Annotated in this window: 11 protein-coding genes; 5 read left to right on the top strand and 6 right to left on the bottom strand. The window is 45.3% G+C overall.

From position 1 onward, the window contains the following. Positions 1-66: 66 nt before the first annotated feature. Together EXY20_RS19355 and EXY20_RS19350 are read right to left on the bottom strand one after the other, a co-directional pair. Positions 67-342, bottom strand: coding sequence for a hypothetical protein (locus tag EXY20_RS19355; RefSeq protein WP_135553731.1), 276 nt, complete (start codon positions 340-342; stop codon positions 67-69). Between the two features lie 58 nt (positions 343-400). Next, a complete protein-coding gene (locus tag EXY20_RS19350) occupies positions 401-1,585 on the bottom strand; it encodes a patatin-like phospholipase family protein (RefSeq protein ID WP_135553730.1) in 1,185 nt (394 codons plus the stop codon). Positions 1,586-1,877: 292 nt separating this feature from the next. Between EXY20_RS19350 and EXY20_RS19345 the strand changes: the two genes are divergently transcribed. Continuing rightward, complete coding sequence (locus EXY20_RS19345) at positions 1,878-3,548, top strand: ABC1 kinase family protein (protein ID WP_135553729.1); 1,671 nt, start codon at positions 1,878-1,880, stop codon at positions 3,546-3,548. A gap of 146 nt (positions 3,549-3,694) precedes the next feature. Here EXY20_RS19345 and EXY20_RS19340 read toward each other — a convergent pair whose 3' ends face one another. Beyond that, complete coding sequence (locus EXY20_RS19340; RefSeq protein ID WP_135553728.1) at positions 3,695-4,624, bottom strand: ketopantoate reductase family protein; 930 nt, start codon at positions 4,622-4,624, stop codon at positions 3,695-3,697. A 158-nt stretch (positions 4,625-4,782) separates the two neighbouring features. Here EXY20_RS19340 and EXY20_RS19335 point away from each other — a divergent pair, with 158 nt between their 5' ends. From EXY20_RS19335 to EXY20_RS19320, 4 genes are all read left to right on the top strand, one after another. After that, entirely contained in the window at positions 4,783-5,337 is a 555-nt protein-coding gene (locus EXY20_RS19335) for a TetR/AcrR family transcriptional regulator (protein WP_167859370.1), read from the top strand. A gap of 1,535 nt (positions 5,338-6,872) precedes the next feature. Then, on the top strand, positions 6,873-7,307 hold the full coding sequence (locus EXY20_RS19330; RefSeq protein WP_135553727.1) for a hypothetical protein: 435 nt from the start codon (positions 6,873-6,875) through the stop codon (positions 7,305-7,307). A gap of 641 nt (positions 7,308-7,948) precedes the next feature. Next, positions 7,949-9,784, top strand: coding sequence for a GmrSD restriction endonuclease domain-containing protein (locus tag EXY20_RS19325; RefSeq protein WP_135553726.1), 1,836 nt, complete (start codon positions 7,949-7,951; stop codon positions 9,782-9,784). Between the two features lie 437 nt (positions 9,785-10,221). After that, positions 10,222-11,142: a TIGR02391 family protein gene (locus EXY20_RS19320; RefSeq protein ID WP_135553725.1), complete on the top strand. Its 921-nt coding sequence runs from the start codon at positions 10,222-10,224 to the stop codon at positions 11,140-11,142. A 166-nt stretch (positions 11,143-11,308) separates the two neighbouring features. On the opposite strand, the gene EXY20_RS19315 is transcribed toward EXY20_RS19320, so the two are convergent. The 3 genes from EXY20_RS19315 to EXY20_RS19305 all read right to left on the bottom strand — a co-directional run bounded on the left by EXY20_RS19315 (position 11,309) and on the right by EXY20_RS19305 (position 15,171). After that, a complete protein-coding gene (locus tag EXY20_RS19315; protein WP_167859369.1) occupies positions 11,309-12,670 on the bottom strand; it encodes an ABC transporter substrate-binding protein in 1,362 nt (453 codons plus the stop codon). A gap of 152 nt (positions 12,671-12,822) precedes the next feature. Continuing rightward, the gene (locus tag EXY20_RS19310) at positions 12,823-13,164 is read right to left on the bottom strand and encodes a type II toxin-antitoxin system death-on-curing family toxin (RefSeq protein WP_407944930.1); all 342 of its coding nucleotides are present in this window, start codon (positions 13,162-13,164) and stop codon (positions 12,823-12,825) included. Between the two features lie 228 nt (positions 13,165-13,392). Then, positions 13,393-15,171 carry an adenylate/guanylate cyclase domain-containing protein gene (locus tag EXY20_RS19305; protein ID WP_135553723.1) on the bottom strand — a complete coding sequence of 593 codons (1,779 nt, stop codon included), beginning with the start codon at positions 15,169-15,171 and terminating at the stop codon, positions 13,393-13,395. Between the last annotated feature and the right edge of the window lie 1,099 nt (positions 15,172-16,270).

Here is a 16,270-nt window from a genome sequence, read left to right as displayed (position 1 = left end):
AAAGAGAAACTGTCCAACCATTTCCGGAATGAGTGTCCAATACTTTTCGGAATGACTGTCTACATATTACCGGAATAGGTGTCCAAATCTTTTCGGAATGAGTGTCCAAACATTACCGGAATACGCAAAATCCACAACCGCGTGAGGTTGTGGATTCTTGATGTTGCTGGGAAAATTGATAATATATGTATCGGGTACGATCCACGTGGTGACAAACCCCTTGAACTCGGCGAAAAGCTGGCGAAGGACGTCCTCGGTGATTACGGTTTTCGATTCGTCGTCCAGCCTGCACGCAGCGATTCTCACTTCGAGCCGCACTTTCTCGCCCTCCAGATCGGTCATCTTGAATACGCGCCTAGCCCGACTAGGAACAATTGGCATGCCGTAACAAAACGGCGAATTAAAGCTCAATAGAGTCAAAGATCTTTTGCGCTGCCATACATATTTCCACTTGCTTGGCGCCAAAGCCAACTGTGCACTTCAACGGACCGACTCGGGCGGTACGGCAAAAATCGTTGAACCCATACACTTGATATTTGTCGATCCCTTTTGCTGCGGCTAACGTTTCCGCTAACCGTATCATCATCGTCGGCAACGGTGCTTTGATCGGCAACTCCATAAGCGCTGTTAGCTTCTCCACAATTTGTGTGCGTCGCACCTTCCGCGGCGGCAATCCCCCCACACCTAGCATACGTCCCAACGAATAGATCGTTTTGTCAGGGATGGAGTTAATCATATGTGTGCATTTTTCTTCGTGTTTACTGTCGTTGGAAAAATAATATTTCTCTCCCAGCAATTGCTCGAGTTGACGCTTGGCGTCAAAGTAACCCATCTTCAGGTTGCGTTGAATGAGCTCGTTATTGAAATTCATCATTCCCCCCAAATTTTCCGAGGGAACAATTTGCGTTACTGAGACGTCGGGGTACGCGATTTTTCGCGTAATTCCGAGTCCAAGCGTCCTAATCGCGATAATATGCTTGAATCCTTTGCGTGCGACCATATTGATCGGGCAATTGTCATAAAAACCGCCATCGAGGAAAAGCTTATCATCGATTTTAGCCGGCTGAAATCCTGGAAAGGATGCGCTAGCAATGAGGTAGTCGATCATTTTACCATGTGGAATATCCTCTTTATAAAGCTCTAATGGCGAGCGGTCCGTAATGGACACAGTAACAAGGCCGAAGTCAATCGGAGTCTCACGTAACCGGCGTTCATCGATAACTTTGAGAATTAATTTCCGGATTTTGCTCGTATCCATACCGCGACTGGCGATCAGTTTTTTCGTTGTGGCCGCCATTTGCCGAAGTGTGCTTCTGTCGATTTTCAGTTGAGTCAATTGTTGGTATTCGGACTCTTCCAAGTCAAAGATCGATAGCGGGTCCATCTCTTCCCACATGCGGTAACCAGCTTCGAAGTTACCTTGGGCGATGACAGCTCCGTTCAGTGCGCCGATCGATGTCCCGGTAATCGCGCCGAAAGTATATCCTTCTTCCAAGTAAGCTTTCACAACGCCCATATGATATGCACCTTTCGCGCCGCCACCTTCAAGGGCTAGACCAAGCGGGGCTGTACCTGCTGCCGTCATTGCTCACGATTCCTCTCTTCGTTCTGTGTTACATTTTTCAAGTTGGATTATACCATAATTGTCAGACCCTGAAGCTCGAAGCGGCGCCGTCCATCACCACTTCAACTACCTATAAAATTTCGCCCAATGTTACCCGATTATAAGGATCAATCTGAAATCGCAAATTGTGCCAAACAAGCCGTCGCGGCTCATTTGTTAGACAAACGGGATTACGTTATGATGAAAGGGAAGAAAGAGCGGGCGAAACCTGAAATCGATCTTGCGATACGAATGATACATTGGAGGGCTTCATTTGACGAAAGTACGCATCTATTCCAAAAGGTATCGGGAGATTGCCAAGGTTTTGTTCAAACACGGATTCGGGCTGTTGATCAATCGATTGGGATTAAGCCAACTGGTTCCGGTTCACGGTGACAACGCCCGACATACGACGACTGAGGAGTCTCTTACGCAACCCAGGCATCTGAGGGAGGCATTCGAAGAGCTCGGAACGACTTTTATTAAAATGGGGCAGATTTTGAGCACCCGTTCGGATCTGCTGCCGTCGGCGTACATCGAGGAACTATCCAAGTTGCAGTCCTCCGTGCCCGCACTTGATTTTGACGTCATCGCAGCGCATATGGCAGAGGAATACGGAGAAGGGTGGCAGTCGTTGTTTGCCGCCTTTGACGAAACGCCGTTAGCCTCAGCGTCCATTGCCCAAGTTTATCGTGCTGTGCTGATCACAGGTGAACGGGTTATCGTAAAAGTGCAAAGGCCAGGTATCGAGCATAAAATCAGGGAGGATCTGGAGATCATCGGCGAGATCGCTCGATTGGCGCAAAATCGGTTGCGTCTGGGCAAAGTTGTCGATATTCCGGATCTGGTTCAACAATTCGGGATATCTCTGCTGAAAGAATTGGATTATAAACAGGAAGCCAACAATATGGAGCGATTCCGCGAAAATTTCCGTGGAAGCTCGAAGCTTTATATTCCTAAAGTTTATTTGGAACTCATGACGAAGAGAATCATCGTGATGGAAGAAATCGAAGGATATCATGTTCACGATGCAGCGGCCATGACCGAAGCTGGCATAAACACTCCATTACTGGCGCAGAATTGTGCGGAAGTTCTCCTGAAAATGATTTTTGAAGATGGCCTTTTCCATGCCGATCTGCATCCGGGCAATGTGTTTATTCAAAGAGACGGAACCCTTGCGCTCATTGACTTCGGCTTGGTCGGGGAGGTCGACGAAGAAAGCCGTTCGAAGCTGGTTTCCTTGTTTTTGGCCATTTCCAAAAGGGACGAAGATCAAATTTCCGAAATTTTAATCAGCCTTGACAACGAACAAAATCAAGCCACTCGTGGAAAGCTGAGTCGGGAAATTCATGACTTCCTGGAATTGCACCTTCGAGGAACGTTGAAAGAAATCGATATGAGCCGGGCCATTCAGAATCTGCTGCAATTGCTGTATCGCAATCAAATCCATGTCCCGGGTCAGTTCGCTCTTTTGGCGAAAACGATCATGATGGGCGAGGAAATCGGAAAGCGTCTGGACCCCGAATTCAACTTGACCGAGTTTATATCCGTCCAAACTCCACGTCTGTATTTACGCAAGCTGCGTTCGGGACGGAAGGGGAAGCTCAAGCAAACGGCATTCGATTGGCTAACTTTATCCTCAGAGGCGCCGCATCTGCTTCTTAAGGCATTAAAAAAGGTCAGTGCCGACGATCTTGAAGTACAAATCAATATGGAGCAAGTGAAACCGATCATCCGAGAAGTCAACAAGATGTTTAACCGCCTTGCCTTAAGCATATTGACGAGCGCTATCCTCATCAGTCTGGCCCTGGTGTTATTGGTTTATCGTCCCGTAGCGATGACCAGCAATTTCGGCTGGCTGTTTGCCATCGGATTTGCAGTTGCGATCATCTTCGGCATAGCGATCATGATATTCATTTGGCGATCGAATAAGAAAATCGGTTGAATATACACACAAACCTGAAATGTTCATAGCTATGTGAGTTGTGTGGTTTAGTCGGGAATGAAAGGGGATATCGCCTTCGGAAAGTATAGGCTTGAAATCTTAGCCACCTCCTCTAACATCTTTGACAGTCATGAAAGCCGCTCGCTCTATTCCTTAATCAGACTTTCTACGGCGTAAAGCCGTGGTGCCTGTATGCCGTGCTTTCTGGCTTCCGATATAACTTCCTTTACGGCATAACCAACCTTGAAGTGGTTATGCGCGACAAGTGCATAGGCCATGCTATTAGGTGAAAAAATAACGTTACTCATAAGAAATCCAACAACTCTCGGCGGGAGGGCACTCACGACCCTTGTCATAACATCAAGTTTGGAGCCTTTAGCTTTCAAAACAGGGATCATTTCTTTCACATTACGACCTATTCCAGCGAGCGCTTCGGGTGAAGAAATTACTTTTTTAAAACTGCCACTCTTTAATACTTCGACTTCCATTGCAACGTTGAATGCGAAGTGATTCCAGAGCCAACTTTGAAGATTCTTTTTAACCACTATTTTGAAACCTGCCTCAGCAAAAAGCTTGCGAACCTCCAAATCTCTTCTGGTAGGCGCGTATTCAAATGTTCCAAACTGAACCGTCTTGTAAACACCGCCGTAAAGATTGTTTCCTTCAAATCCACCGCCACCGCCGGGGAAGCCAAAAACAACTTGACTGACCGGAATCGGCTGAACAGCTAGTCGAGGATCTTGCCAAAAGTTATTGAAAAACAGAACGGTTGCATTTCCCACTCGTGGCGCAAGGTAATTTACCACACTTGATACTTGCTCGGGGTTGACACTCATAAAAATGAGGTCATAGTCGTGATCTTCCTTTATTTCTTCATGTGTTACAATAGGCCATTTTTCTTTGACTAGCCGATCCTTTTTACTCCGCCTCGCATCCCATATTTCTAGGTTTACATGGGAGCCATATTGCATTTTCCTACCTTCACGGACATAAAACTCAACGGTATGGCCTGCATTTTCAAACGCCCAAGCGTACAGTGTCCCTATAGTGCCGCGGCCCAAAAATAGTATTTTCATCATCCATTCCCCTCAATGAACACGAGTTGAATTTTCAACAAGTGTTTGATATTATTAGCGTACTGATTTGTGGGGAGTATTTCAATAGTTGCATTTGCTCTAACTGTTGAGAACTCAACGCATTGCGCTAATTTGTTGAATGGCCGGGGGGAAATGTTGTGGATAGAAGAATACAAAAAACAAGGCAGTCGATTATGAATGCCTTCATCGATCTTCTGGCTGAAAAAGGTTTTGAGAAAATAACCATCCATGACATTGCCGAACGCGCAAACATAAACCGAGGGACTGTTTATCTACATTACGTGGATAAATTCGACTTGCTTGACAAGTGCATTGAAACATACGTTGAGCGGCTATTGAATCACTGTGCCAATAGTGCTGACACCACTCTAAACGCAAGCGCATTTCAAAGCATATTTGAATATTTGGAGAAAAATTTCACCATATACAAGTTGCTTCTTAGCAATGAGGGATTTGGATTTTTCCGCAACCGCTTATATGCCGTCATTGCTCAAACAGTAACCGAGGTTATCGGTAAAAAGTCGGAAAACAGCGCATTTTCAAATGATGTAACCACTCATTTTTTGGCTTCTGGGTTTATTGGCGTATTGGAATGGTGGATCAATAACTCTATGCCTGGCAATGTGCAGGAAACTACGGAGCAACTTTTGTTTTTGCTGGAACCATACACGAAGCACCTTGTATCACTTTAATCCTAATCTCCAGTTCTAATTTTGAAATTACGCCACCTCCCCAAACTTCCGGAACATTACGCGACGGAGGATTGTAATTTTGCATAGCCACGGCTCGGCTCCACCATGATGAAACCGACCGAATGAGGTCGGTTTTTTTCATGGTGAAATCGAGGGTCCTAGGAGAACCCCTGAGGGGTTCGTCCGCGCGCAGAGAGTGAAGCGGACGAGCACGGGATTGAAATCTACCGCCAAGGTAGTCAACATCGAGTTGGCTTTGGCAGCAAGTTCAATGGAGATTTCAATGCTCCCCTCGGCTCCACCAACCTTATCAGAAGAGGCACCTGGTGGGTGTCTTGTTTGTTTCGTTCTCTATTCGTGGCGATTGTGGAAGCCTTGACATGCTTGGAGTTTGGTCACCCTATGAAGGGCATTAGAAGTATTTTGGCCGCCCGTTTATTGGATACCGCCATTCAAATGATTATGAATGTTAAGCTGTATTAATGATTTAGTGATTCAAATTCTCCTTAAAAAAGGATTTGAAACGTGGCTTGAATTCCAAATGGAGGGTTTGCATTATGTCATCATGAATCAACGTCAAGAGAAGAGCCATGCGTTCTTTGTTATCAGCCAAAATCTCCAGTTTGTCCACTCGTTGAAGATCGAACAGAATCACGACCTCTTGGTTAACGAGATCGGTTACAGTCAGTTGGAATTGATCTGAGGCTGGGAAAATGATTACACAGAATCCCTCTCGTTCGTTAGAAAATCGATATGTTGCTTGATTGTATTCGAACGGCAACGATTCGGTTACTGTATCCAAAAGCTCGGGTTCCGTCCCGAAGGCCGACAAAAGCTCAAGTGCGGTTGGTATATACAAAACTGTTTGTCCTTTCGTAGTTAATCTTCATGAAACTGAAAGGTATCCGTACAGTGTTGAATGAATGCATTTAATGTGGGGAATGTCTGGAATACGGGGGACGTATCATTGTTGCTCCGATTCCAAGTCAAATGTATAAGGTAATATTGATCGGTACTGGCTTCGTGGAACAGCACATCTTCGGACGCATAGCTTCGTGCCACTGCTGTCAATTTCCTGTGATACAGCGGATGCGCCGAACTTAATTCATGCTCCAACTCTTTCTCAAACGTACCCTGTATTTGAGCGTCAAGATAACGCCATGGCTCCTTAATATCAATGCTCACGTGTATCGTATCCCCGATCTTTCTGGCATAAATTGTCTTCCGCGAGGTGATTCGAAGGGCTTGAAACGCTTGTTTTGTAGCCCGTGAAGCAGTATCAAAGAGCGAAGCGGTGCTTAATGAAATGAATGACTTGATCTATTAGGAGATCCCCCACCCTCCAGTAATTCTTGTACTATACCAGAAGGCAGGGGATATCGATCAAGGGCGCATGGCTTTCCCCTCATTATAATCGAACTGACCGATAACGATAAGACATAGTTAAGAGGAGATGCACAATAAGTGTCGAAATCTGTAATTCACAGCCAATCTGCACACTGAGTGTATGAACAAGAACCCGTGGAGGTATTAGGATGTCAATTAACAATGTGAAAGCAGCAGCGAAGTATGCCGTTTCATCCGTTATACCAGGAGCTTCAATTGCGAATTTGATTTATGATGTTGCTGTAGCAAGCATTAACAAATCAAAGGAAATAGCTGAAAAAGGTAACCCTGAAGAACTTAAGCTAGAAGCTGAGCGTCTTAAGCTTGAAAGTAGAATTGCTGAATATCAGGCTCGCATTGCACAAGAAGTAGCAATTGCACGACGAATTGAGAATGCATTAGAGGTCGAAATCGAAGAATTCTACGATACCAGTGGTGAAGGAAGCCTTGGAGTTAATGTTAAGGATGGAAGCGCAGGGGCCAGTGGATCGGGGAGAAAGGTCACAAGCAGAGTTTATCGCTTCAAAGGGTTTGCTAGTAATGATGAGGTTGAACAAAAACAACTCTCACAGGAATCGGAGTAGAGGTACTGTGACTAGGCCTATAGAATTTCATAGGGATTTTCTGTGTTTGTTACTGTTATTCAGTAAAGCTCATGTCGCTAATGAAGTGGGCTTTATTACATTTTATAGGCAATAGGTGGAAGGATAATGGAAGGCTTTGTCGAAAGCTGTATAGGTCAATAGGCATGGTCATTAGCCGCGGCGAAAGAAATACATCATTATTTTATTGGAGTAGAAACATAATGGCCAAGAAGAACATTCCTGTCTCAAAGCAGCTCGTTTTTGTTCTAAGATTTGCCTTCGTTATTGGTAGCCTTGTATTGTATCGCAGCTTACCAAGTCCCCATTGGATTATTCTGATTGGATTATTGATTGGGTCTGTCGTCCTCGCAGAGATCATAGGTGGGGTCTGTACTTCCTGAAGTTTTATGTCGTCAATCTCAGGGGGAGTAACAACTTTAACGCCATCGATCCAGTCGACGGAAATAATTATATCTGTCACATCAGGCTTATGTTCAAGTGTATATTCAATCGTTGAATTGCCGTACTTGTATTCGGGCATTAAGAAGCCACCTCTTTAGTAGATTAACACAATCTTATGACTGGATATTACGATTTGTCAAAGTGATGGAGTGCGAACAATTTAGAAAAGGCGGTGTCCTATGAATTCTGTAACTACATTCGATAGCACAAAGGAATCTCTACTGGATTTATTACGAAACATTAAAGAAGGCAAGACACAACTTCCTGATTTTCAGAGAGGTTGGGTTTGGGATGACGAGCATATCCGTAGTTTATTAGCAAGTATATCTCTGTCATATCCGATCGGCGCAGTTATGATGCTTCAAACAGGAAATTCTGAAGTGCGTTTTAAGCCACGTTTAGTCGAAGGAGTCATTTTAGAACATCCTCCAGAGCCAGAAAGGTTGATACTTGATGGTCAGCAGCGTTTGACTTCATTGTTCCAATCGTTATTTTCAGGTAAACCAGTACTTACACGAGATCCTAGAGGTAAGGATATCATACGTTGGTATTATCTGGATATCAACAAAGCTCTTGATCCACTAGGTGATAGAGAGGAAGCTATTGTCGGATTATCTGAAGATAAAAAGACTCGGAATTTCAGAGGGGAAATCATCCATGACTATTCTACGATGTTCCAAGAGTGCAATGCTGGGTACTTCCCATTGTCATTAGTATTTGACCTCAATGCATTGACAGAATGGCAAATGTGCTACACGATCCACTCTGTAAATTCAGATGCAGCATTGATGCAACAAAGAATGACAAAATGGACGATGTTGCTTCAACAAGTGATACAACGCTTTCAACAGTATCAAGTGCCTCTTATCCAGTTACGTAAAGAAAATCCCAAAGAAGCGGTCTGCCAAGTATTTGAGAAAGTAAATACAGGCGGTGTGTCCCTAACTGCGTTTGAATTGCTGACAGCAACATATGCAGCAGAAGACTTCAATTTACGATCAGATTGGCAGTTTAAAGAGAAGCGCATCCATAAATTCAAAGTGTTAGAATCCATTGAAAATACGGATTTCTTACAGACCGTTACCTTACTTGCAACGTACTCACGGAAGCAATCTAATCCTGAATTAGCGATTAGTTGCAAGCGGAAGGACGTTCTGAGGCTCACATTAAGTGAATACCAAGATTGGTCAGAGTTGGCGACCAAAGGATTCGAGCAAGTTGCAAAGTTTCTTTATGCACAGCGGATCTTCACGTCTAGAGATTTACCATATCGCACACAAACTGTTCCACTTGCGGCTATCTTCGCGATCTTGAGAGATCGTGCTGAGAATGATGGTATACGCACAAAGCTTGCTCAATGGTACTGGTGTGGTGTTCTAGGTGAGCTGTATGGTGGAGCTATCGAGACAAGGTTCTCGAAGGATCTGCCTGATGTAATTGCCTGGATCGAAGGGAAGGACGCGCCATCAACAATTCAGGATGCTAACTTTTCTCCTTCTCGTCTGTTAACTTTACGGACAAGAAACAGTGCTGCTTATAAGGGGATCTCTGCGATATTATTAAGGGAAGGTGCTCTTGACTTCCGCAGTGGAGATACTATCGATTTGCAAATGTACTTTGACGAGCGTATCGATATTCATCACATTTTTCCGAGAGCATACTGTCAAACAAATGGGATCGATTGGCGGAAATGCGATTGTATTGTTAACAAGACTCCGATATCGGCTAAGACAAATCGAATGATCGGTGGGAATGCTCCTAGCTCATATATGGATCGGCTTCAAAAAAGCGCGGGTATTACGACTGATCGTATGGTTGTTATATTGGAATCGCATGTGATCAATAATGACTCTCTCTATCAAAATGATTTTGATAAATTCTATAGTCTTAGGCAAAATGCATTACTAGACAGAATCGAGAAGGCAATGGGTAAAGCGATTAGCAGAGACAATATAGCTGATGTTGCTGAGATGGATGGTAATGAAGCTGAACCCGTCAATGATGAAGCAAGCTAAATTACTTTCATGGTAGCACGGTGTTAGCAGACTACAGATTTCGTGTGAGAATGGTAGGTAACACTAGGGAAAAGGCGAAAGCCCAAAAGCCTTATTACAATAGGCTTCCGAGAATTCGTACATACTGGGTGCATCTGTTCTATCGTGGCTGCAACCCCGAATTATACGAGGAAAACCAAGGTCATACGAGGAGAGAACAATATCCGAAAACCCGCACTACAGCAGGCTTTCGGATACCTCGGTACATTGCAGGACACCGCACATACCACACTGGCAGCATGGGGGTCAACAGTGTACGGAATAGACATTGTTGTGGCCGCTTACTTTCGAGCTCAAATCATTATGGTAATTCTTATTGATGTGTGCCGCGGCGAAAATATTAAAATGATCATATCCGCGCATGCGTTGATGATTGAAGTGAGGAGTTAAACAACAAAATGAAAGAAGGCCCAGAAATGCATCGTGAAAAAGCATTTCAATTTCAATACCTTGGGATGAGTGGGGATACCTTTTCTTGTTTAGAAGCAATAATCACAACACTTCGTAGTCCTAAACCACCTTCCCACTACACAGTAGTCATAGCAGATTGGTCTAGAAGAATTGAAGATCATACTAAAGTTTTATTTATTGCATGGGATTGGATTGGTACCCAAGTAACCATTATTCCTGATGGGTTTGGAACCCATGCAGGGACGGGTGGTTGGGGATTATCTATGGCATTAGCGCTGATACAGTCATCTGGTCAAAGAATTGAAGAAGTAATAGTTCCCCAAGTAGTGTTCGAACGTATTGTTAAAGGAAAACCAACTCAAAAGGATATTTCGATTTTAGGTGCAAGGCAGTCTGGTTCATCATGGTGGGAGGTCTTTGTTAGAACTGAGCATGAAAAAGGCATTAAAGATGGAACGGTTTGGGGAATGAGTAGAATATCCAATATGACGGAGTCATTACCCAAGTGGGGTTTAAGCTCAGATACATTTGTTGTATCGCGTACATTCGATGTTGATCCAAAGGGCGCTGTCACTTCAGTACTAACTAAGCTGGAGGATACTGTTAGAAGATTATCTGGTGCTTCTCGTGGATCAGTCGGTGTAAAACTAATGGGAGATGCTTTTGGAAAAGAAGGTAAGCTTAGGTTTAAAAGAGAAGTTGAAGATGAAGCTGATGGTTGGGCCTCTTTATTTCGAGGAATATTCTCTGCGGTCAGGAATCCATTGAGCCACCATGAGTCACCGTTAAGTAAAGATGAGGCTGTTCGGTACATCCTTATTTGCGACTTGTTGTTTAGAAAGCTTAGAGAGGAAACTCAATCAGAACATGATATGCCTCCAAATTCAGATGATGTAATAAATGCATGAATTAAGGAGTTAAATGATCGAAAGAACTAGAGCATTTTATGCATAAAGAGGGGGGGGGCGAGCACGCTCGAATGGTCCTAAATAGTAACCCTCTTACGTCTTATTTTTTCGATAAGTATTGATCGGGGGACAGACTACTCCCGTCACATCCCGCATGGGGAGCTAGTCAGCGTTCTTGATTCCGTTTAATTTCTTTTGCGACCCGTTCGGCGCTTTCCTCGAAGACAGGCTTCACGGAAGTGGTGTTGGAGGCTGTATCGTTCTTAAGGGATTGAATCGTCTGGTCGATGGTCATGCCTCCTTGCGCAAAAGTGTACAGATTTATATTCCGCATCGGCCACAAGGCGTATTCCGTAAAGATATCCCCCATTGGCCACAAGGCGTATGCCGAAGAGAAGCGCCAGGACAAGTCGTATTTGCTGAGCGGTTGTTTTGGTTGTTGATAGGAGGCCGCATACAGGGCAGCGACATTTTTGCCGGAAAATCCGGGCAGGTTCGCCCCGTAACTGGCGTGGATATCTTTGTTTCGCAGCACCGTCGCCTCTCCGTTCCTCGCGTTCTCGGCTTGAAACGGTTCGGACAGCATATACGCAATAATCCTCATGGCTTCGTTCTTGTGGTTGCTTGTCGGGCTTACAGCGAGCACCCACTTCAGGTGATTCACTCTGGGAGTTTCGCCGCTGTCATCAGCAGGATAAGGCAATAGGTCCCAATTCGTCATCAAGTTCGGTCTTGCCTCCATGCGTCCTGCATACATAGCCGGCTGAGACAATGCGTAATCTTTGGAGATGTTATTGCTGTTGCCCGGAATTTCCAAGACATCGCTCCATAAGTTGAGAGCTTTGCGCCAATTTCCTTCGTCCGGCATCGGCTCTCCGGTTCTCGAATCGACATAATGCAAGTCATAACGCGATTCCAGTCCTAACCAATCGACGGCCAGCCCCTCTCCTTTGCCTGTGTTGAACGCTCTGGACAAGGCGATGAGCTCGCGCCACGTCATGCCTTTGCGTGGATAAGGGACCCCGGCCCGGTCAAAGCGTTCCTTGTCGTAGATCAGGCCGTACAGCTCGGTTCGATAAGGGATTCCGTACAGCTGCCCGCTTTCCGAATAGGCTCTTGTTGTTTCCAGCAAAGCGGTCTCGATCGTCCCGAGATCAAGACCAGCGCTTCTGGCAAGCTGAGTATGATCCATTGTCAGTCCCGCCTGTACATATTGGGGAACGATGTGGGCCTCGTCCAGGAGCAGATCAGGAAAGACGCCGTCACGAATCACTGCCTCAAAGTTCCTATTACGATTCCCGTTTTCAAAACTACCCACGGGGGATATAAAGCGCAAGTTGTATTCGGGAAATTTGGCTTGAAGCCGCTCGATCAAAGCATTTCTCGAATCGTTGCTGCTCCGCCCCACGTTTAAGAAAAAGTTGAGCGTAACGTCGTCGTTTTTATGACGATCGCTTCCAAACGAGCATCCGGCGACGAAAATGAAAAAGATCAGCGTCACCACTCGCTTCGTCCATTTCATATTCATGTGATCACTCCTCAAAAAGACTGGATGCATGATTCGTCCCATAACTGGCTTGGTAGCTACATCTATGCTTATGGAACTTCTTGACGATCAGCGGCCCCTCGGCTCCACCAAGAGAAACCCGACCGCGTGAGGTCGGGTTTTTGCCATGCTTACTAAGGCCTGCAAGGAGTCCCAATAATAGCGAGGAGCTCTTGAAACGAATACTTATGATTAACCATGTCCACAGTCAAGTCTTCCGCTGCTTTCTGATTCATCACAAATAGGCGTCCGTTCAACCGAAGAAACACGACTAACGCTGTGAAAGCCGTTCGTTTGTTCGCATTCTGAAATGGTTGGTTTTGCCCTAAAGATACGAATAATGCGGCAGCTTTATCGTAAAGGTCAGGATATGCATCTTCACCGAATGCAGAAGACTGAGAACGTAGTACAGCAGATTCCAACAACCCGCTGTCTTTGATGCCAATCTGCTCGCCAGGACTATTGTTCAGAATCATAGCTACATTTGATGGCAATCGCTTCTTGAACGGTTAGATAACGAATCTCCATATCAACGATCCTTTAGATTTTTAAGCGTGTCATCGTATTGGTTCATAACTTGAGTTAGGGTATCGAGGAAGTCAGGTCCAATTCCAGCGGGCAATGCCTAGGCTGTTCCCAAACTTCGTCACTTTCCGTTCGATCCCAATCACCTTCCCCACTCGTCTTCCCTCCTAACATCATATTCAATCGTTATAACAATCGGGAGACGGACCTACCAAATAATAAGTGCTCATTTGGCCTTTTCCCTTGATATCCACATGGCCGCGATGCTTAAACGAGTAGCTATCCTTGAGCTCCTGGTAGATGGCTTCCGTGACTTGAATGGAGTCGCGCTCGCCGCTCGATTCCATCCGACTGGCCAAATTCACGGTATCGCCCCAAATGTCGTATGAAAATTTGCTCGATCCGATTACGCCTGCGACGGCTGCACCGCGGTGGATCCCGATACGAATTCCTATAGGATGAGAAACTTCAATTGAAATCGTTTGTATGGCCCGAATCATGTCCAACGCCATATCCGCCATCCGTTTCGTATGGTTGACTGAGGGATGAGGGATACCGCCAACGACCATGTAAGCATCCCCGATGGTTTTAATTTTCTCTAATTGATGATAGGAAGTCAGTTCATCAAACAAGAGAAAGATGCGGTTCAAGAATTGGACCAGCTTATGAGGAGCCAGCTCAGCGCTTAAGGGGGTAAAGCCTACAATATCCGCAAAAAGAACGGTGACCTCAGCATAGCTATCGGCTATCAAAGTCTCGCCGTTTTTAAGTCGCTCGGCGATCGGCTGGGGCAAAATATTTACTAACAATTGGTCGGATTTTTGTTTTTCTTGATCCAGTTCGATGTTTGTTCTCTCCAACTTGTCGTTCAGGTCGGCGAGCACCTTATTTTGTGCTTTGGCAAGCTGGAATTCTCGTTCGGCTTGCTCCGCCTGATGACTGAGACGGATATTGTTCAGCCTGGCCTCCGCCGAGCTTTGGTCGGTTTCAATTTTCATGTGGTGAAAAGCTTTAAAGTCATGATAAGCCTGCTCGAAGTCGTTCCTTTTCTCATTGATTACGGACAATAGCTCATAAGCCCTTTGCACTTTTGGTTTGTAGTCATATGCTTTAGCCAAAGCCAGTGCTTGGTTAACGATACCTTCAGCCCGACCATAATCGCTATTCGTCAAGTAGAAAAAAGCCATATCCAGCAGCGTAGTTATAACGCCTTGCGGTTGTTTGAGCTGTTCACGGATTTCCAAGCTTTGCTTGTAATATCGGATTGCCTTCTCTCCATCATTCATCGCGAAATAAGTGTTGGCCAAGTCATTATAGGCGCGGCCCAAGAGTGTTTGGCTATTGATGCTCCTACTCAATTCCGCTCCCTGATGCAGGTATTGAAGCGCTTGTCCATAATCGCCCAATTCTTTATAAATACATCCTGTCGTGATGATGAATCGTACCGACATGGAGTGAGCGGGCAACCCTTCGTACATCGTAAAGGCCTGTTTGAAGTAAGTTAGGGCAAGTTCATATTCGTTAACGTCATAATAGCTGGTCGCGAGAAATCCGAGCGCCCTGCCTTCCAACTCCGTAAATTGATTGGTTTTCGCAATATCGTGTCCTTTCGTCAGGTAATCGATTCCTTTGTCACGGGACCCGAGATCCCAATAAATTTTGCCTGATAACAGGTAGCATCTGCATAACCCGTCGAGATGGTTTCTGTCTTCCTGTTCACTGAAAAATGCCATCGCTTCCATGCATAGTTGTATGGCAAGCTCCAACGAACCTTGCTGATAATGAACAATAGCCATATTGACTTTGTACTTGGCGATGCCAACGGGATCTTGAATGCTTAATGATAATTCATAGGCATGTTGAATCACTTTGACTGCTTCTTTCATGTTCACGAAAATGAGATTCCAACCTTGATCGTAGAGAGCGTAGCTTTGTTCTTGAACGCTGGAGTTGCTCATCGGATTCCCTCGATATGCTATGGATTTTTTGGCGGAAAATCATAAAAATTCGGGGGAGTTTCTCTGCTCATCTTGGTGATTCCCATTTGACTTTATTGTACCACGGGGAGTTATCGAGGGTCATCCACACAGATGGGGGCTATTTTGCGTACATTGCTTTCACCATTTTTTCACCAAACGCTCTTAATATGAAGGTAGGGAGCGAAGCGAAAGGAATGGAAAAGGGATGAAAGAAAGAGAGCGTCGTTGGAAATGGAATGGATGGATTGGGATATGGATGCTGGTCATCAGTATGGTTGCTTCGTTGCTGCCCGTGCAGCGGGTGACGGTTCAGGCGGCTACTGTCATGAGTTGGCAGCCTGTAGGCAGTCCAGGCATTACGACAGACAAGGGACTATTTACATCGATAGCGATCGACAGCAATGACACCCCTTATATTGCCTTTGAGGATTATGGAAATGCCAATAAAGTGACAGTGATGAAATACGATGGGAGCAGTTGGGTGGTCGTAGGGAATGCGGGCTTTTCGGTAGGTAATGCGGTGGAAATATCGATAGTGATCGACCGCAGCGGCACCCCGTATGTTGCGTACGAGGATACGGGAATTTCGGGAAAAACGACCGTGAAGAAATACGACGTGAGCAGCAACAGTTGGGTGGCTGTTGGCAGTGAGGGCTTTTCGCCAGGTCAGGCTCGATCTCACTCGATAGCGATCGATAGCAGCGGCATCCCCTATGTTGCGTATAATGCCGGAATTATGATGAAATACGACGTGAGCAGCAATAGTTGGGTGTATGTGGGGAATGGAGCCTTTTCGGCAGGTTCGACACTTAATTCTACATCGATGGCGTTCGACAGCAGCGACACCCCGTATGTTGTCTATGAGGATGTTGAAAACTCCGATAAAGCGACCGTGAAGAAATACGACAAGAGCAGTAACAGTTGGGTGACCGTAGGGAATGCGGGCTTTTCGGCATCTACAGCTTCGTTTACATCGATAAAGCTAGACAGTAGCGGTACCCCTTATGTTGTGTATAGGGATGCCGGAATCTCCAATAAAGCGACCGTGAAGAAATACGATGTGAGCAGTAATAGTTGG

The sequence above is a fragment of the Paenibacillus cymbidii genome (assembly GCF_004764705.1).
In the GTDB taxonomy this organism is placed as follows: domain Bacteria; phylum Bacillota; class Bacilli; order Paenibacillales; family NBRC-103111; genus Paenibacillus_AN; species Paenibacillus_AN cymbidii.
The sequence above is the reverse complement of the archived record's forward strand: the minus strand, read 5'-3'. Positions and strand labels throughout refer to the sequence as shown.